Genomic DNA, 17,397 nt, shown 5'->3' with positions numbered 1-17,397 from the left:
CGGCGGAGCTCACAGTTCCTTGTCGAAGCAGCGCTGGAAGTACTCGCCCACCAGCGGCCGTTCGGCCTCGTCGCACTTGTTCACGAAGGACAGGCGGAAGGCCAGCGCGGTGTCCTTGAAGATCTCGACGTTCTCGGCCCAGGTGATGACGGTGCGGGGCGACATCAGCGTCGACAGGTCGCCCGCGGCGAAGCCCTTGCGCGTGAGCTCGGCCACCGCCACCATCGAACGCACGAGCGCGCGGCCGGCGTCGTCGGCCAGCGCAGGCACACGTGCCTGCACGATGGCCACCTCCTCGTCGGCCGCCAGGTAGTCGAGCGAGGCGACGATGTTCCAGCGGTCGATCTGCGCGTGATTGAGCCGCTGCGCGCCGTGGTACAGGCCGTTGAGGTTGCCCAGGCCCACGGTGTTGGCCGTGGCGAACAGGCGGAAGAAGGGGTGAGGGCGCAGCACGCGGTTCTGGTCCATCAGCGTGAACTGGCCGTCGCGCTCCAGGATGCGCTGGATCACGAACATCACGTCGGGCCGGCCGGCGTCGTACTCGTCGAAGATCAGCGCCACCGGCCGCTGCAGCGCCCAGGGCACGATGCCTTCCTGGAATTCGGTGACCTGCTGGCCGTCGCGCAGCACCACGGCGTCCTTGCCCACGAGGTCGAGCCGGCTGATGTGCCCGTCGAGGTTGAGCCGCACGCAGGGCCAGTTCAGGCGTGCCGCGATCTGTTCGATGTGGGTCGACTTGCCGGTGCCGTGCAGGCCCTGCACCATCACGCGCCGGTCGCGCATGAAGCCGGCCAGGATGGCGAGCGTCACGTCGGGATTGAAGCGGTAGACCGGGTCGATCTCGGGCACGTGGGCGTCGCGCTCGCTGAAGGCCGGCACTTGCAGGTCGCTGTCGAGGCCGAAGGTGTCGCGCACGCTCAGCAGACGATCGGGCCGTTGTTCGGTGATATCGCTCATGGGGTGTTCTTTTCGGCGGAGGCCGAGGACTTCAGGCCTGTGCGCGGCGTTCGGGGTCCGCGTCGGCGGCGATGCGGCTCAGCGCCTGGGCCGCGCGCTGCAGCGCGGGCATCAGCGCCTTCGCCTTGGCCGGGTCGAGCCGCATGATCGGCGCCTGCACCGCCACGCACAGGTTCGACGGCCCGCTCGCGCTCGGCACCAGCGCCGCGATGCACAGCAGGCCGGGCAGGAATTCCTCGTTGTCGATCGCGAAGCCGTCCTTGCGCACGCGGGCGATCTCGCGCTCGATCTGTGCCGGGTCGGTCAGCGTCTTGGGTGTGTAGGCCTCGAGCGTGCCGTTGGCCAGCAGGCGCCGGCGCTGGGCCGTCTCCATCTGCGCCAGGAAGATCTTGCCGCTGGCCGAGCAGTGCACCGGAACGCGCGAGCCCGGGTGCAGGTAGAAGCGCAGCGGCGCCACGGTCTCGACCCGGTCGAGGTAGACCACCTCGCTGCCGGAGAGCGCGGTGATGTTGCAGCTCTCGCCGACCTCTTCGACCAAGTGCCGCAGCACCGTGTGGCGCGCACCGTGCAGGCTGTCGTTGAGCAGCAGGTTCTCGGCCAGCCGGCGCAGCCGCGTGCCCATGCCGTAGTGGCGGCCGTCGACCTCGCGCTGCAACAGCCCCGCGTTTTCCAGTTGCTGCAGCATGCGATGCAAGGTCGGTTTGGGCAGGCCGGTCTGTTCGACCAGTCCCTGCAGCGAATAGAGATGGTCTTTTGCGGCAATGGTTTCGAGCAGCCCGAACAGGCGCATCGCGGGCGTGTCGGCGCTGGCATCGACGCCGTCGGGCCGCACCTCGGTCTTGGAACTCTTGACGATCTTCATGGCGCACGATCATACGCAAATGCCAAAAACAGTACAGGGCGTTCCGTTTTCTGAAATTGTTTGACGCGGACACGATGGCGTCCTATAGTCGTCGACAGGAGAAAACGGAACCGCATGTTCCATGTTTTTGAAGTCCGGCAAACCGCCAATCCCGACCCCAGGAGACAGACCATGAGCCAGCAGCCCCCCGCCACCGCCGCCCGCGCCGCCGTCACCGGCGTGCAGAAGATGACCCCCTCCGAAGCCTTTGTCGAGACGATGGTGGCCCAGGGCGTGACCGAAATGTTCGGCATCATGGGCTCGGCCTTCATGGACGCCATGGACATCTTCGCGCCGGCCGGCATCCGCCTGATTCCGGTGGTGCACGAGCAGGGTGGCGCTCACATGGCCGACGGCTATGCCCGCGTGTCGGGCCGCCACGGCGTGGTGATCGGGCAGAACGGCCCGGGCATCTCGAACTGCGTGACCGCGGTGGCCGCCGCTTTCTGGGCGCACAGCCCGGTCGTGATGATCACGCCCGAGACCGGCACCATGGGCATGGGCCTGGGGGGCTTCCAGGAAGCCAACCAGCTGCCGATGTTCCAGGAGTTCACCAAGTACCAGGGGCATGTGGTCAATCCCAAGCGCATGGCGGAGTTCACGGCGAGATGCTTCGACCGCGCCATCTCCGAAATGGGGCCGACGCAGCTCAACATCCCGCGCGACTACTTCTACGGCGAGATCGAGGTCGAGATCCCCAAGCCGATGCGCGTGGAGCGCGGCGCGGGCGGCGAGAACAGCCTGAACGCGGCCGTCGAATTGCTGGCTTCGGCCAAGTTCCCGGTGATCCTTTCGGGCGGCGGCGTGGTCATGGGCGATGCGGTCGAGGAGTGCAAGGCATTGGCCGAACGCCTGGGCGCGCCGGTGGCCAACGGGTACCTGCGCAACGACTCGTTCCCTGCGAGCCATCCGCTGTGGGCCGGCCCGCTGGGCTACCAGGGCTCGAAGGCCGCGATGAAGCTGATCGCGCAAGCCGACGTGGTGATCGCGCTCGGTTCGCGCATGGGCCCGTTCGGCACGCTGCCGCAGCACGGCATGGACTACTGGCCCAAGGACGCGAAGATCATCCAGGTCGAGGCCGACCACACCAACCTCGGGCTGGTGAAGAAGATCACCGTGGGCATCCATGGCGACGCCAAGGCCACGGCCAAGGAGCTGCTCAAGCGCCTGCAGGGCAAGACGCTGGCCTGCGATGCCACCAAGGCCGAGCGCGCGGACAGGATCAAGGCCGAGAAGGCCGCATGGGAAAAAGAACTCGACGAGTGGACCCATGAGCGCGACCCGTACAGCCTGGACGCCATCGAGGAAGCCAAGGGCGAGAAGACGCCGACGGGCGGCAGCTACCTGCATCCGCGCGAGGTGCTGCGCGAACTCGAGAAGGCCATGCCGCCGCGCGTGATGGTCTCCACCGACATCGGCAACATCAATGCGATCGCCAACAGCTACCTGCGCTTCGAGGAGCCGCGCAGCTTCTTCGCGCCGATGAGCTTCGGCAACTGCGGCTACTCGCTGCCCACCATGATCGGCGCCAAGTGCGCCGCGCCCGACCGCCCGGCGGTGGCCTACGCCGGCGACGGCGCCTGGGGCATGAGCATGGTGGAGATCATGACGGCGGTACGCCACGACATTCCCGTGACCGCGGTGGTCTTCCACAACCGGCAGTGGGGCGCCGAGAAGAAGAACCAGGTCGACTTCTACAACCGCCGCTTCGTGGCGGGCGAACTGGAGAGCGAGAGCTTCGCCGGCATCGCCCAGGCCATGGGTGCCGAGGGCATCGTGGTCGACAGGCTCGAGGACGTGGGTCCGGCGCTGAAGAAGGCCATCGACATGCAGATGAAGGAAGGCAAGACCTGCGTCATCGAGATCATGTGCACCCGCGAACTGGGCGACCCCTTCCGCCGCGATGCGCTGGCCAAGCCCGTGCGCTTCCTCGACAAGTACAAGGACTACGTCTGAGCGCGCGCTGACGGTCATCACGCCATGACTTCAGCGCTGCTCTCCGAGACCGGCGCAGCGGCCACGCATCCCCGGCTCGACGACCTGGTTCGCCGAGCGCGGGAGCGCGCGGCCGACGCGCCCCTGCGCATCGCGCTGGTCTATCCGTGCGACAGCGCCGCCATCGACGCGGCGGCGCGCATCGCCGACGCGGCACTCGCCGTGCCGGTGCTGGTCGGCCCGCATGCAGCGATCGCCAGGGCGGCTGAGGCCGCGGGCATCGACATCGCCCGCTTCGAGATCGTCGACAGCGCCGAAACCGACACCGAAGCGGGGCCGGCCGAGGCTGCGCGCCGTGCCGTCGCGCTCGCGCGCGAAGGGCGGGTGCAGGTGCTGATGAAAGGCTCGCTGCACACAGACGAACTGATGTCGGCCGTGGTCGACCGCGCGCACGGCCTGCGCGGCACGCGCCGCATCAGCCACGCCTTCCTGTTCGACCTGCCGCGCTACCCGAAGCTGCTCGGCCTGGCCGACTGCGTGGTCAACATCGCGCCCGACCTGAAGACCAAGGGCGACATCCTCGGCAACGCGGTCGACCTGCTGCAGGCCTTGGGCATCGCGCGGCCCAAGGTCGGCATCCTCGCGGCGGTGGAGTCGGTCAACCCCGGGATCCCGGCGACGCTCGACGCGCAGGCGCTGGTCGCCATGGCCCGGGAGGGCGCATGGCCCGGCGCGTGGGTCGAAGGCCCCTTCGGCTTCGACAACGCGATTTCGGCCGAGGCTGCGCGCATCAAGAAGATGGAGTCGCAGGTCAGCGGCGACGCCGACCTGCTGATCGTGCCCGACCTCAATGCCGGCAACATGCTCTACAAGAGCTTCAACTACCTCGGCGGCGGCGAGTGCGCGGGGCTGGTGCTGGGCGCGCGCGTGCCCATCGTGCTGACCTCGCGCGCCGATTCAGTGCTCGCACGCATCGCGTCGGTGGCGCTGGCGGTCCTGACCGCGCCTCGCTGAAGCCTGCCGCGGGCACGGGCCGATGCCCGTCAGAGCGAGGCCCTCATGCAGTGTTCGACGAAGGCGAGTGCGCTGCGCCCCAGGTGCTTGTCGCGGTGCGTCACGATGGCCAGGTGGCGCAGTGCCTTGGGCAGGCGGGTGCGCAACTCGACCAGCCAGCCCTGCGCCAGCGCTTCCGCCACGGCATAGCGCGACACGCAGCCCAGGCCCACGCTGCGCGCGACGAACTGCTTGATCGCCTCCGTGCTGCCCAGCTCGAAACCGACGTTCAACTGGCCGAGGTGCTCCAGCAGCCAGCGGTCGGCGGCCTCGCGCGTGCCGGAGCCGCGCTCGCGCAGCACCCAGTCGGCTTCGCGCAACTGGCGCAGGCCCGCGACCTGCCCGGCGAGCGGATGGGTCGGCGAGGACACGATGACCATCTCGTCGCTGAGCCAGCGCTGCGTCGACAGTTCGGGGTGCGTCTGCGAGCCTTCGATGAAGCCGAGGTCGACGTCGAAGCCGGCCACCGCCTCGATGGCCTGCGTGGTGTTGCCGATCTGCAGCCGCACCTGGCTGTCGGGGTGCGCATCCTTCCAGCTGGCGACCAGGTCGGGCAGCAGGTACTCGCCGATGGTGAAGCTGGCCGCCATGCGCAGCGGCGCGGGATGCGCATTGGCGAACAGCGACTGCATGTCGGCCGCCTGTTCGAGCAGTGCGGCTGCCTTGGCGCGCAGCGCATGGCCGTTCTCGTTGAGCAGCAGCCGCCGCCCCACCCGGTCGAACAGTTTGACCTCCAGCACGGCCTCGAGTTCGGCCAGCGAGGCACTGGCGGCCGATTGCGAACGCGCCACGCGGGTGGCGGCGCCGCGCGTCGAACCTTCGCGTGCCGTGGCGACGAAGACTTCGAGCTGGCGCAGGTTGAGGCGCAATCGCGAATCGGTCAGCTGATCGGTTTTTCGGGTCATGATAAGAAATATTCTCCGCTTTTTTGTTTGAGCGCAATCCTTAGGATGAACGCGCCCACCCAAAGAACCGAAGGACCGCCAGTGTTCAAGTTCCTCTCGCGCGAGCCGATCCACGATCCGCTCGACGCCCCGACGCCGACCGACGAGACCACGGTCAAGACCACCACCTGCTACATGTGCGCCTGCCGCTGCGGCATCCGCGTGCACCTGCGCGAGGGCGAGCAGGGGCCGGAGGTGCGCTACATCGACGGCAACCCCGAGCATCCGCTGAACAAGGGCGTGATCTGCGCCAAGGGTTCGTCGGGGATCATGAAGCAGGTGTCGCCCGCGCGGCTCACGCGGCCGCTGCTGCGCAAGCCGGGCAGCGAGCGCGGCGCCGGGGAGTTCGAGCCGATCAGCTGGGAGCGCACCTTCGAGATCCTCACCGAACGCCTGGGCAGGATCCGCGCGACCGATCCGAAGAAGTTCGCGCTGTTCACCGGGCGCGACCAGATGCAGGCGCTCACCGGCCTGTTCGCGCGCCAGTTCGGTACGCCCAACTACGCGGCGCACGGCGGCTTCTGCTCGGTGAACATGGCCGCGGGAATGATCTACACGATCGGCGGCAGCTTCTGGGAGTTCGGCGGGCCCGACCTCGAGCGCGCCAAGCTGTTCGTGATGATCGGCACCGCGGAGGACCACCACAGCAACCCGATGAAGATCGCCATCAGCAAGTTCAAGCGCGACGGCGGCCGCTTCATCTCGATCAACCCGGTGCGCACCGGCTATTCGGCCATCGCGGACGAGTGGATTCCCATCAAGCCCGGCACCGACGGCGCGCTGTTCATGGCGCTGCTGCACGAGCTGATCGCCAGCAACCTGATCGACCACGCCTTCCTCAAGCGCTTCACCAACGCGCCGCAGCTGGTGGTGCTGGACGAGGGCGAGCGCGAAGGCCTGTTCGCGTTCGATCCCGACCCCGCGCGCGGCCCGCCGGGCGACGGCCGCCATCCGCACAACAAGCTGATCTGGGACCGCGCCGACGGTACCGTCAAGGCCGCCTACCCCGAAGGCATTGGCGAATGGTGCGACCCGGCGCTCGAAGGCCACTACACGCTGGCCGACGGCACCCGCGTCGCGCCTTCGTTCCAGCTGCTGCGCGAACGCGTGGCCGACTGCACGCCCGAGTGGGCCGCGGCCATCACCGGCATCGATGCCGAGCGCATCCGCAAGCTGGCACGAGAGATGGGCGAGACGGCGCTGCACCAGGCCTTCGAGATGCCCATTCCCTGGACCGACGCCTGGGGCAAGGTGCACCCGACCACGCAGGGCCGGCCGGTCGCCTTCCATGCGATGCGCGGCCTGGCGGCGCATTCCAACGGCTTCCAGACCATCCGTGCGCTGGCGGTGCTGATGAGCGTGCTGGGCACCATCGACGCGCCCGGCGGCTTCCGCCACAAGGCGCCGTACCCGCGCCACATCGTGCCGAACTACCGGGCCTTCAATTCGCCCGAGATGATCAAGCCCAACACGCCGCTCAACGCGGCGCCGCTGGGCTTCCCGGCCAGCCCGGACGAGCTCGCGATCAACGCCGACGGCTCGCCGATCCGCATCGACCATGCCTTCTCGTGGGAGCACCCGCTGTCGGCGCACGGGATGATGCACAACGTGATCACCAATGCGGTCAAGGGCGATCCCTACCGCATCGACACGCTGCTGATCTTCATGGCCAACATGGCATGGAACTCGAGCATGAACACGATGGGCGTGCGCGAGATGCTCAACCGCAAGGACGAGAAGGGCGAGTACATGATCCCCTTCCTGGTGGTGTGCGATGCCTTCCAGAGCGAGACCGTGGCCTTCGCCGATCTGGTGCTGCCCGACACCACCTACCTCGAGCGCCACGACGTGATGGGCATGCTCGACCGGCCGATCTCCGAATTCGACGGCCCGGTCGATTCGGTGCGGATTCCGGTGGTGCTGCCGACCGGCGAATGCAAGCCCTTCCAGGAGGTGCTGATCGAGCTGGCCTCGCGCCTCAAGTTCCCGGCCTTCACCACGCCGGAGGGCGGGCGCAAGTTCACCGGCTATCCCGATTTCGTCGTCAATTTCCAGCCGCAGCCGGGCATCGGTTTCCTGATGGGCTGGCGTGGCAAGGACGGCACCGAGCACCTGAAGGGCGAGCCCAACCCGAAGCAGTGGGATGCGTACGCGAAGAACAACTGCGTGTTCCAGTACCACATGCCCGAGACCATGCACTACATGCGCAACTGGAACCGGGCGTACCTCGACTTCGCCAAGGACCACGGCTGGCGCCAGCGCAACGACCCGGTGCAGATCGCGATCTACTCCGACACGCTGCAGAGCTTTCGCCTGGCCGCGCAGGGCAAGACCGCGGGGCGCCAGCCGCCTGAGGAACTGCGCGAACGCATCGACACCTACTTCGATCCGCTGCCCTTCTGGTACCCGCCGCTGGAAGACGGCGTGACCGACCGCGAGGCCTACCCGCTCAACGCGCTGACGCAGCGGCCCATGGCGATGTACCACTCGTGGGATTCGCAGAACGCCTGGCTGCGGCAGATCCACAGCCACAACTACCTGCACGTCAATCCGGTCACCGCGAAGGCCGCGGGCATCGAGGACGGCGGCTGGTGCTGGGTCGAGAGCCAGTGGGGCAAGGTGCGCTGCATGCTGCGCTACAGCGAGACGGTCGAGCCCGGCACGGTCTGGACCTGGAACGCCATCGGCAAGGCCGACGGCGCCTGGCAACTGGCGCCTGGCGCCGACGAGGCGCGCAAGGGCTTCCTGCTGAACCACCTGATCACCGAGGAGCTGCCTTTCGCCAATTCGCACGGCGGCACCACCATCAGCAACTCCGACCCCATCACCGGCCAGGCCGGCTGGTACGACGTGCGCGTGCGCATCCGGCCGGCCGGGCCAGAGGAGCCGAAGGAGACCTTCCCGCAGATGGCGAGCATGCCCAGCACGCCGGGCGTGGTCGGCAAGGCTGCGAGCGTTCTGACCTACTTCGCCGGAGGGCGCCGGAAATGATCCAGTGGCTCAAGGACCTGATGGCGGGCGCCTCGCAACCGATGGCGCTGGTGGAGGAGGGCGTGCGGCCCGTGTCGATCTCGCGCGGCGGCGGTGCCAGCGTGCGCGCCGACCCGGGCGAGACGCTGGCCAAGCAACTCGCCCTGGTGATCGACCTGAACGTGTGCGTCGGCTGCCATGCCTGCGTGACCTCGTGCAAGCAATGGAACACCTCGGGCAGCGCCGGCCCGCTGGCCGACGAGAAGCCCTACGGCGCGGACCCGACCGGCACCTTCTTCAACCGCGTGCAGACCTACGAGGCCGGCGCGTACCCGGCCACCGAGACCATCCACTTTCCCAAGAGCTGCCTGCATTGCGAGGACCCGCCCTGCGTGCCGGTCTGCCCCACGGGCGCCAGCTACAAGCGCAAGGAAGACGGCATCGTGCTGGTCGACTACGACAAGTGCATCGGCTGCAAGTACTGCGCATGGGCCTGCCCCTACGGCGCGCGCGAACTCGACGAAGAGCGTCAGGTGATGACCAAGTGCACGCTGTGCGTCGACCGCATCTACGACGAGAAGCTGCCCAAGGAAGACCGCAAGCCCGCCTGCGTGAAGGCCTGCCCGACCGGCGCGCGCATCTTCGGCGACGTGAAGGACCCGAACTCCGAGGCGTCGATCGCGATCCGTGAACGCGGCGGCTATTCGCTGATGCCCGAGTGGAACACCAGCCCGGCCAACCAGTACCTGCCGCGCCGCGTGACCGAGGTGGCCGGTGGCGGCTCGACGGTGCAGCCGACCGTGGGAGGCGAGCCATGAATCCGGCCTTCTCCGTCGTCATCTTCACCACCATCGCCGGTGCCGCGCAGGGCATGGTGGTCGCGCTCGCGCTGGCGCGCCTGGCCGGGATGGCGCTGGCGCCGTCGTTCCTCGGCACCGCGCTGATCGTGGCCGAGGCCATGCTGCTGATCGGCCTCGGCGCGTCCTTCGGCCACCTGGGCCGGCCCGAACGCGCATGGCGCGCCGCGATGATGTGGCGCACCTCGTGGCTGTCGCGCGAGGTGATCGTGCTGCCGGCCTTCATCGGGCTGGTCGCCCTCTGGTGGGGGGCGCTGCATCGGGGCATCGACACCGTGTGGCTGCCGCTCGCCGCCATCGTGCTGGCCGCCTTGCTCTGGTACTGCACGGCCATGATCTACGCCTGCCTGCGCTTCATCCAGGAATGGGCGCAGCCGCTGACGCTGGTCAACTTCACGCTCACCGGGCTGTCGTCGGGCCTGGTCCTGACCAGTGCGCTCGCCGCGCTGCTGGGCCAGCCGCAACTGCTGCAGGCCACCGGCCCGGCCGCGCTGGCCGTCACCGTCATCGCGTGGTTCACCCGCACCATGGCGCTGCGCCGCAACGCGGTGCTCAAGCACCGCTCGACGCTGCAATCGGCCACCGGCATTCGCGCGCCGAACCTGGTGCAGAAGTCGATGGGCATGTCGGCCGGCTCGTTCAACACGCGCGAGTTCTTTCACCATGCGAGCCTGCTCGCGATGAAGAACGTGAAGCACGCGCTGATCGTGCTGGGCTTTGCGCTGCCGACCCTGCTGCTGCTGTGGGGCGTGACGGCCGCTTCGGGCCTGGCCTTCGTGCTGGCGCTGGCGGTACAGGTGCCGGGCCTGGTGGCGGACCGGTGGTTCTTCTTCGCGCAGGCGAAACACCCGCAGAACCTCTACTACCAGGTGGTTTCCTGAGCGGACAGGCACCGTCGGCATCGACGCGCCAGAGTATATTCAGGCCGTATCCAGGCCACCGCGGCGACGCTCCGCCGCACCACCGATGCCCGTCATCCCCCTGACCCGTTCCGCCCCCGACGACGATTCCGCCATCCGCGCCGACACGCTGGCCGACCAGGCCTACCGCCGTCTTCACCGTGCCCTCATGACCGGCGGCCTGCTCCCCGAACAGGTGTTGACGGTGCGCGGCATCGCCGAGAGCTACGGTGTGAGCCTGACGCCGGTCCGCGAGGCGGTGCAGCGGCTGGTCGCCGAGCGCGCGCTGACCATCGAAAACGCCCGGACCCTCCGCGTGCCGCGGCTCGGCGTCGAAACGTACCGGGAGATCCTGCGCATCCGGCTGGCGCTCGAACCGATGGCCGCGCGCGAGGCCGCCGCGCGCATGGGCAATGGCGAAATGGACCGGCTGGACCAGGTGGTGGCCACGCACCTCGCGGCGATCCAGGCCGGCAAGGCGCATGAAACACTGAGCGCCAACACGGATTTCCACATGTCGATATATCGTGCCAGCGAGCAGCCCGTGCTGGTCGGCATCATCGAGAGCCTGTACCTGCGCGTGGGGCCCACGCTCAACCTGCTGTTTCCCAGCTACTGCGGCAGCCTGACGGGCCATGAGACCCATCTGGAGGCGATCGACGCCTTGCGGAGGCGCGACGGCGACGCACTGGCGAAGGCCATCCGCGACGACCTCACCGAGGGCGCCAAGTTCCTCGTGCGCCTGCTCAAGCCCTGAGCCGGACACCGCCCAATTCAGAAAATCGCAGATCGATCTGCGGAAAATGCGGTTGAGAATATATTCAAAGAGGCTTATTCTGGATCGGAACCCGGGGTCGACGCCCCGTCCTTCGTTCCCGCCCTCCCTGAAAGGCCTCCGATGAAGCTCAATCTGTCCCGCCGCGAATTCAGTCTGACCGCGGCCCACATGATGGTCGGTTCGATGGCGGGAGGGGCGTTGATCGGCGCCGGCCCGGCCTTCGGGCAGGCGCAGAAGACGGTCAATCTCGGCACCTTCGGCGGCATCGACGTGCAGAACTACATCCGCGCGAAGAACGCGATGGCCAAGACCTTCGGCAACGCCAAGGTCGACTTCGTGACCGTGCGCGCGGGCTCCGAAGTGATCGCTGCGATCGCCGGCAACAGCCTCGACATGTGCAACCTGGGCGCGAGTCCCATGGTGGTGGGCTATGCCAACGGCGTGCAGGCCTCGCTGGTCTACATCTACAAGAACATCATCGACAGCGAGGCGCTGGTGGTGCAGAACAGCGCCAACATCAGGAAGCTGGCCGACCTCAAGGGCAAGCGCGTGGGCTTGCCGTTCAACACCTCGGTGCATTTCGCGGCGCTCGCCGCCTTCAAGACCGCCGGCCTGGGCTTGAACGACGTGCAGCTGATCAACATGCGCGCGGACACCATCGCCTCGGCCTGGACGCGCCGCGAGATCGACGCGAGCTACATCTGGGTGCCGGTGATCCCCAAGCTGGTCGAGGACGGTGGCACCGTGCTGTTTCAGACCGGCGATCTCAACAAGGCCGCGGGCCTGGTGATGTTCGACGCCTTCCTGGTGCGCGACGAATTCAAGAAGAAGAACCCCGAGCTGGTGCTCGCCTTCCTGAAGGATTTCGAGCAGATCGCCGTGACCTTCAAGCAGAACCCGAAGGACGTGGTCGACACCATGACCAAGTTCCTCGGCGTGGACGAGGCGGCCGTGATGCGCTCGCTCAACACCTTCTATCCGGTGCCCGCGAAGGAGCAGCTCAGCGCGCAGTGGCTGGGCAAGCCGGGCGAGAAGAACTCGGCGGTGGTCAAGACGCTGCAGGTGCAGGCCGAGTTCCTGAAGGAGACCGGACAGATCAATGCGCTGCCCAAGGACATGAACGGGCTGATCGACAGCAGCTTCGTCGCGCAGCTCGCCTGATGCACGGCGACCTGCGTGCGAACGGCGGTGCCACGGCGGCGCCGTCGGGGGTCAAGGCCCGCTTCGACAACGTCACCAAGCGCTTCGGCAGTGGAGAAGGGGCCGTGCAGGCGCTGGAGCCGATCTCGCTCGACATCGCCGAGAACGCCTTCGTGTGCCTGGTCGGCCCCTCGGGCTGCGGCAAGAGCACGCTGCTCAACATCCTGGCCGGCTTCGAGACGCCGACCACCGGGCAGGCGCTGATGGACGGTGTGCCGGTGCGCGGCCCAGACCCGCGGCGCGGCGTCGTCTTCCAGCAGGGCGCGCTGTTCACCTGGATGAGCGTGCGCGACAACGTGGCCTTCGGTCCGCTGGCCACCGGCAAGTCCTCGGTCGAGGCCCACCGCATCGCCATGCAATACCTCGAGATGGTGGGGCTCACGGCGTTTGCCAAGCGCTACCCCTACGAGCTGTCGGGCGGCATGCAGCAGCGTGTGGGCATTGCGCGCGCGCTCGCCAACGACCCCGAGATCCTGCTGATGGACGAGCCCTTCGCGGCACTCGACGCACAGACGCGCGAGCTGCTGCAGGAGGAGATCAAGCGCATCTGGCAGAGCACGCGCAAGACGGTGCTCTGGATCACGCACAGCATCGAAGAGGCGTTGTTCCTGGCGACCGACATCGTCGTGATGTCGGCGCGGCCGGGCCGCATCAAGGCCCGGCTGGCGCCGCAGTTCGCGCTCAGCGAAGACCCCGCGGTGGTGGCCAGCGTCGAGTTCGCCCGCATGAAGGCCGAGATCTTCGCGCTGCTGCGCGAGGAGTCGCTGACCGCACAGCGCCAGGAGGTCGAGCGATGAGCGGCGCGACGCATACCGGCAGCCGCCGCACGCGGCGCTCGCTGTGGATCAACCTCGGCTCTTTCCTGGGCCTGCTGGGGCTCTGGCTGCTGGTCACCACGCCGATCGGCGAGAAGCCGATGGTGGCGCCGCTGTTCCTGCCCTCGCCCGGTTCGGTGTGGGACACCTTCCTCACGCTGCTCCGGAACGGCTACCAGGGCAAGACGCTCGGCCACCACCTGGGCATCAGCCTGTATCGCTTCGGCATCGCGTTCGTGGTGTCGGTCGTGGTCGCGGTGCCGCTCGGGCTCTGGATGGGCATGAACGAGACGGTGAAGGCGGTGCTCGATCCGCCCATCGAGATCAGTCGCCCGATGCCCAAGCTCGCGCTGCTGCCGCTGCTGATCATCTGGTTCGGCATCGGCGAGCTGGCGAAGGTGGTGATCATCGTGCTGGCGCTGTTCCCGATCCTGTCGATCAGCGCGATGCAGGCGGTGCGCGGCGTGGGCCGGCGCAAGGTGCAGGCGGCGCTGGCACTCGGTGCCTCGCGCGGGATGATCTTCCGCCGCGTGATCTTTCCGGCCAGCCTGCCCGGCATCTTCACCAGCGTGCGCGTGTGCATCGGCCTGGGCGTGACGATGCTGGTCGGCGCCGAGATGATCGCCACCAGCGCGGGCATCGCCTACATGGCGATGTCGGCATCGGACTTCCTGCTGACCAACGTCGTGATCGTGGGCGCGCTGATCATGGCCGCGCTCGGTTATCTGCTCGACCTGTGCGCCCGCGCGCTCGAGAACCATGTCGTTCACTGGGGCGGCAAGGAGGGCTGACGGCCCGTGTGTCCATCCGAACCCACAAGCGCACACGCGGCGCACTGGAGACTTCAATGACGATGCTGCCCAAGGAAGGCATCCCGTGGCCCGCGCTGAAGGCGCAGTTGCAGGAGGCCGGCAAGAACGACGTCGACTGGCGCGGTGGCCGCGTGCCGATGTTCATCCACTACGCGGGGGAGGACGTGCTCGACGTGGCGCGCCAGGCCTACCAGATGTATTTCTCGGAGAACGGGCTGGGGCTGCGCGCCTTCGGCAGCCTGGAGCGCTTCGAGTCCGAGGTGGTCGCGATGGGCCTCGGCCTGCTGCATGGCGGCCCACTGGCGCGTGGCGCCATGACCACGGGCGGTACCGAGAGCATCTTCCTCGCGGTGAAGGCGGCGCGCGACCAGGCGCGCCAGCGCCTCCCGTCCAGGGCGACGCCGCAGATCGTGATGGCCGCCAGCGCCCATCCGGCCTTCGACAAGGCCGCGCATTTCATGGGCCTCACGCCGATCCGCACGCCCTTGCGTGCCGACTTCACAGCCGACCCGGCGGCCATCGCCGCGGCGATCACGCCCGACACGGTGATGGTGGTCGGCTCGGCGCCTGCCTTCCCGCATGGTGTGGTCGATCCGATCGGCGAGATCGCCGCCGCGGCCAGTGCGCGCGGGGTGTGGATGCACGTCGATGCCTGCGTCGGCGGCTACTTCGCGCCTTTCGCGCAACAGCTCGGCGTGGAACTGCCCGACTGGGACTTCTCGGTGCCCGGCGTGACCTCGATCTCGGCCGACCTCCACAAGTACGGCTACACCGCCAAGGGCGCTTCGACGCTGTTCTTCCGCGATGCCGATGGCTTCGCCGGCATGGGCTGGTACTTCGATCAGTGGCCGCGCGGCCAGTACTTCACGCACACGCTGGTCGGTACCCGGGCCGGCGGCGCCATCGCTGCCGCATGGGCCGTGATGAACTACCTCGGCGAAGACGGCTATCGGCGTGTCGCCGCGCGCGTGCTCGCCACACGGCGCGCACTGCAGGATGGTGCGGCCGCGCTCGGGCTGCCGACGCTGGGCAACCCGCAGCTCTCGATCCTGGCCTACGGTTCGCCCGCGCACGACATCGCGGCCATCGGCGCCGGGCTGACACGTCGTGGCTGGGTGGCGGGTTACGTCACCGAGCCCGCCGGCTTGCACCACATGCTCAATCTCACGCACGAGCCAGTGGTCGGGCGTTATCTGGACGATCTGGCCGCGGCCATCCAGGAAGCGCCGACACCGCGGGGCGCGGCGCCGCGGGTGGACGCGCGCTACTGAAACGCTAGGGCCTGCCCTGGTGCGGCCGAAGCGCGCCGACCTTGAACGAGGTCGTCTCAAGGCGCCACATGGCCGTATCGCTCGTCGACACCGCCACAACACCGGCGGCCAGCGCGCTGCGCACGTCGTCGACAGGACTGCAGTGCTTGCGGCACGCACGTTGAAAACAAATGGCTAACACGTCGTCCGCCAGCCTGAGGATTCGGTCCTTCAGAAAGAAAAGTGATCGGCTTACATTTTTTCACTAGACCGGCCTCTGGCGAATCATTGTCGTTAACATTGCCGCGGCTTTGAGGGGGGCATGCGAGCCAGGCTCCCTGCCTTGCGTCTGGCACGGCAGCCGTCCCCATTCGTTTCGGTGCCCCGCGTCATCCCGTCCTATGAAAAATCTCACCCTTCGCCAGCGCATCCTGGCCAGCTTTGCCGTGATCCTGGGCATCATGGCCTCGATGGCGGCGCTCAACCTCACACGCCTGGTGACGATCGAACGCGAGGCCGACGTGCTGCGCACCGGCTCGGTGCCGGGCCTGTTCTACAGCGCGTCGCTGCGTTCGACCTGGGGTGCGAGCTTCATTCAGTTGCGTGACGTGCTTGAACAGCCGACGCCCGAAAGCCGGCGCAGCCTGCTGGCGGCTCGCGCGCGATTCGACACGCATTTCGACGAATTGCTGGCTGGCTATGACGGCACCTTGCATTCGGCGGAAGAGGCGGTGCTCGCCAAGGATTTTCATCAGGCGGTCGCCGAATACCGGCGGCTGCGTGACGTGCTGCTGGCCGATGAAACGATGGCGGCCCAGGGCCGCGCCCGCGCGGCCGTGCAGGAGCAGCTGCTGCCGCAATTCACCCGCGGCAGCGAGGCGCTGGTGGCGATCCTCGCCGTCAACAAGAAGCAGGCCGACATCGCGAGCGCGAGCATCGGCTCGGCCATCTCGAACGCCGAGAAGGGCATCCTCGTCTCGCTGGCCGTGGCGCTGGTCGCGGCCTTCGCCTGCGGCATTCTGCTGATGCGCGCGATCACCCAGCCCATGGGCAGCATCGTTCGCGGGCTGACGCAACTGGGCGCGGGCGACCTGACCCGGCGGCTCGACCTGGCACGAGAGGACGAGTTCAATGCGATCCAGCTCGGCTTCAACACGACGGCCGACGAACTGTCGACGCTGGTGAGCAGGGCGCAGCGATCCGCGATCCAGGTGGCGACCTCGGTGACCGAGATCGCGGCCACGTCGCGCCAGCAGCAGGCCACCGCGACCGAGATCGCGGCGACGACCACCGAGATCGGCGCGACCTCGCGCGAGATCTCGGCCACCTCGCGCGATCTGGTGCGCACCATGACCGAAGTGTCCGGCGCGGCCGAACGCACGGCCGAACTCGCGGGCAGCGGCCAGACCGGCTTGGCGCGCATGGAAGACACGATGCGCAACGTGGTCGATGCCGCGGGCTCGGTCAATGGCAAGCTGGCCGTGCTCAACGAGAAGGCCGGCAACATCAACCAGGTGGTGACGACCATCACCAACGTGGCGAACCAGACCAACCTGCTGTCGCTGAACGCGGCCATCGAGGCCGAGAAGGCCGGCGAATACGGACGCGGCTTTGTGGTCGTGGCGACCGAGATCCGTCGTCTGGCCGACCAGACGGCCGTGGCCACCTACGACATCGAGCAGATCGTGCGCGAGATCCAGTCCTCGGTGTCGGCCGGCGTGATGGGCATGGACAAGTTCTCCGAGGAAGTGCGCCGCGGCATGGCCGACATGCAGCAGGTCGGTGAGCAGTTGTCGCAGATCATCCAGCAGGTGCAGACGCTGGCGCCGCGCGTGCAGATGGTCAACGAGGGCATGGGCGCGCAGGCGACCGGGGCCGAACAGATCAACCAGGCGTTGTCCCAATTGAGCGAGGCGACGCAGCAGACCGTCGAGTCGCTGCGCCATTCCAGCTCGGCCATCGACGAGCTGAACCTGGTCGCGAACGACCTGCGAAGCGGCGTCTCGCGCTTCAAGGTGTGAGTTTC

At 67.9% G+C, this 17,397-nt stretch carries 14 protein-coding genes; 11 read left to right on the top strand and 3 right to left on the bottom strand.

Going from position 1 to position 17,397, the window contains the following annotated elements:
* Positions 1 to 9 precede the first annotated feature (9 nt).
* A complete protein-coding gene (locus ACSFBC_RS02530; RefSeq protein WP_435508730.1) occupies positions 10 to 957 on the bottom strand; it encodes an AAA family ATPase in 948 nt (315 codons plus the stop codon).
* A 31-nt stretch (positions 958 to 988) separates the two neighbouring features.
* The gene (locus ACSFBC_RS02525) at positions 989 to 1,819 is read right to left on the bottom strand and encodes an IclR family transcriptional regulator (RefSeq protein WP_435508729.1); all 831 of its coding nucleotides are present in this window, start codon (positions 1,817 to 1,819) and stop codon (positions 989 to 991) included.
* 171 nt (positions 1,820 to 1,990) lie between these two features.
* Between ACSFBC_RS02525 and xsc the strand changes: the two genes are divergently transcribed.
* Both xsc and ACSFBC_RS02515 read left to right on the top strand, forming a co-directional pair.
* Positions 1,991 to 3,814, top strand: coding sequence for a sulfoacetaldehyde acetyltransferase (xsc, locus tag ACSFBC_RS02520; protein ID WP_435508728.1), 1,824 nt, complete (start codon positions 1,991 to 1,993; stop codon positions 3,812 to 3,814).
* A gap of 24 nt (positions 3,815 to 3,838) precedes the next feature.
* Complete coding sequence (locus ACSFBC_RS02515) at positions 3,839 to 4,807, top strand: bifunctional enoyl-CoA hydratase/phosphate acetyltransferase (protein ID WP_435508727.1); 969 nt, start codon at positions 3,839 to 3,841, stop codon at positions 4,805 to 4,807.
* A gap of 29 nt (positions 4,808 to 4,836) precedes the next feature.
* Here the strand turns inward: ACSFBC_RS02515 and ACSFBC_RS02510 are convergent, their stop codons facing one another.
* Complete coding sequence (locus ACSFBC_RS02510) at positions 4,837 to 5,751, bottom strand: LysR family transcriptional regulator (protein WP_435508726.1); 915 nt, start codon at positions 5,749 to 5,751, stop codon at positions 4,837 to 4,839.
* Between the two features lie 81 nt (positions 5,752 to 5,832).
* Between ACSFBC_RS02510 and ACSFBC_RS02505 the strand changes: the two genes are divergently transcribed.
* The 9 genes from ACSFBC_RS02505 (at position 5,833) to ACSFBC_RS02465 (ending at position 17,392) form a co-directional block, all read left to right on the top strand.
* On the top strand, positions 5,833 to 8,781 hold the full coding sequence (locus ACSFBC_RS02505; RefSeq protein WP_435508725.1) for a molybdopterin oxidoreductase family protein: 2,949 nt from the start codon (positions 5,833 to 5,835) through the stop codon (positions 8,779 to 8,781).
* Positions 8,778 to 9,578, top strand: a complete 801-nt coding sequence (locus ACSFBC_RS02500; RefSeq protein WP_435508724.1) for a 4Fe-4S dicluster domain-containing protein — start codon at positions 8,778 to 8,780, stop codon at positions 9,576 to 9,578. The genes ACSFBC_RS02505 and ACSFBC_RS02500 overlap by 4 nt, the downstream gene beginning before the upstream one ends.
* On the top strand, positions 9,575 to 10,498 hold the full coding sequence (locus ACSFBC_RS02495) for a dimethyl sulfoxide reductase anchor subunit family protein (protein ID WP_435508723.1): 924 nt from the start codon (positions 9,575 to 9,577) through the stop codon (positions 10,496 to 10,498). The genes ACSFBC_RS02500 and ACSFBC_RS02495 overlap by 4 nt, the downstream gene beginning before the upstream one ends.
* Before the next feature lie 85 nt (positions 10,499 to 10,583).
* Positions 10,584 to 11,273 (top strand): GntR family transcriptional regulator, encoded by a 690-nt coding sequence (locus ACSFBC_RS02490; protein WP_435508722.1) that lies wholly within the window; start codon positions 10,584 to 10,586, stop codon positions 11,271 to 11,273.
* A gap of 141 nt (positions 11,274 to 11,414) precedes the next feature.
* Positions 11,415 to 12,455, top strand: coding sequence for a taurine ABC transporter substrate-binding protein (locus tag ACSFBC_RS02485; RefSeq protein ID WP_435508721.1), 1,041 nt, complete (start codon positions 11,415 to 11,417; stop codon positions 12,453 to 12,455).
* On the top strand, positions 12,455 to 13,291 hold the full coding sequence (locus ACSFBC_RS02480; RefSeq protein ID WP_435508720.1) for an ABC transporter ATP-binding protein: 837 nt from the start codon (positions 12,455 to 12,457) through the stop codon (positions 13,289 to 13,291). The genes ACSFBC_RS02485 and ACSFBC_RS02480 overlap by 1 nt, the downstream gene beginning before the upstream one ends.
* A complete protein-coding gene (locus ACSFBC_RS02475) occupies positions 13,288 to 14,100 on the top strand; it encodes an ABC transporter permease (RefSeq protein ID WP_435508719.1) in 813 nt (270 codons plus the stop codon). The genes ACSFBC_RS02480 and ACSFBC_RS02475 overlap by 4 nt, the downstream gene beginning before the upstream one ends.
* A 56-nt stretch (positions 14,101 to 14,156) precedes the next feature.
* On the top strand, positions 14,157 to 15,392 hold the full coding sequence (locus ACSFBC_RS02470) for a pyridoxal phosphate-dependent decarboxylase family protein (RefSeq protein ID WP_435508718.1): 1,236 nt from the start codon (positions 14,157 to 14,159) through the stop codon (positions 15,390 to 15,392).
* A gap of 380 nt (positions 15,393 to 15,772) precedes the next feature.
* The gene (locus ACSFBC_RS02465) at positions 15,773 to 17,392 is read left to right on the top strand and encodes a methyl-accepting chemotaxis protein (protein WP_435508717.1); all 1,620 of its coding nucleotides are present in this window, start codon (positions 15,773 to 15,775) and stop codon (positions 17,390 to 17,392) included.
* The last annotated feature ends 5 nt before the right edge of the window (positions 17,393 to 17,397 follow it).

This window comes from Variovorax frigidus (assembly GCF_051216515.1).
In the GTDB taxonomy this organism is placed as follows: Bacteria; Pseudomonadota; Gammaproteobacteria; order Burkholderiales; family Burkholderiaceae_C; genus Variovorax.
The sequence above is the reverse complement of the archived record's forward strand: the minus strand, read 5'-3'. Positions and strand labels throughout refer to the sequence as shown.

What these genes read in the sequence shown, in the direction of transcription:
- ACSFBC_RS02530 (WP_435508730.1), bottom strand. Translation starts at nt 957, where the DNA reads ATGAGCGATATCACCGAACAACGGCCCGATCGTCTGCTGAGCGTGCGC.
- ACSFBC_RS02525 (WP_435508729.1), bottom strand. Translation starts at nt 1,819, where the DNA reads ATGAAGATCGTCAAGAGTTCCAAGACCGAGGTGCGGCCCGACGGCGTC.
- xsc (WP_435508728.1), top strand. Translation starts at nt 1,991, where the DNA reads ATGAGCCAGCAGCCCCCCGCCACCGCCGCCCGCGCCGCCGTCACCGGC.
- ACSFBC_RS02515 (WP_435508727.1), top strand. Translation starts at nt 3,839, where the DNA reads ATGACTTCAGCGCTGCTCTCCGAGACCGGCGCAGCGGCCACGCATCCC.
- ACSFBC_RS02510 (WP_435508726.1), bottom strand. Translation starts at nt 5,751, where the DNA reads ATGACCCGAAAAACCGATCAGCTGACCGATTCGCGATTGCGCCTCAAC.
- ACSFBC_RS02500 (WP_435508724.1), top strand. Translation starts at nt 8,778, where the DNA reads ATGATCCAGTGGCTCAAGGACCTGATGGCGGGCGCCTCGCAACCGATG.
- ACSFBC_RS02495 (WP_435508723.1), top strand. Translation starts at nt 9,575, where the DNA reads ATGAATCCGGCCTTCTCCGTCGTCATCTTCACCACCATCGCCGGTGCC.
- ACSFBC_RS02490 (WP_435508722.1), top strand. Translation starts at nt 10,584, where the DNA reads ATGCCCGTCATCCCCCTGACCCGTTCCGCCCCCGACGACGATTCCGCC.
- ACSFBC_RS02485 (WP_435508721.1), top strand. Translation starts at nt 11,415, where the DNA reads ATGAAGCTCAATCTGTCCCGCCGCGAATTCAGTCTGACCGCGGCCCAC.
- ACSFBC_RS02480 (WP_435508720.1), top strand. Translation starts at nt 12,455, where the DNA reads ATGCACGGCGACCTGCGTGCGAACGGCGGTGCCACGGCGGCGCCGTCG.
- ACSFBC_RS02475 (WP_435508719.1), top strand. Translation starts at nt 13,288, where the DNA reads ATGAGCGGCGCGACGCATACCGGCAGCCGCCGCACGCGGCGCTCGCTG.
- ACSFBC_RS02470 (WP_435508718.1), top strand. Translation starts at nt 14,157, where the DNA reads ATGACGATGCTGCCCAAGGAAGGCATCCCGTGGCCCGCGCTGAAGGCG.
- ACSFBC_RS02465 (WP_435508717.1), top strand. Translation starts at nt 15,773, where the DNA reads ATGAAAAATCTCACCCTTCGCCAGCGCATCCTGGCCAGCTTTGCCGTG.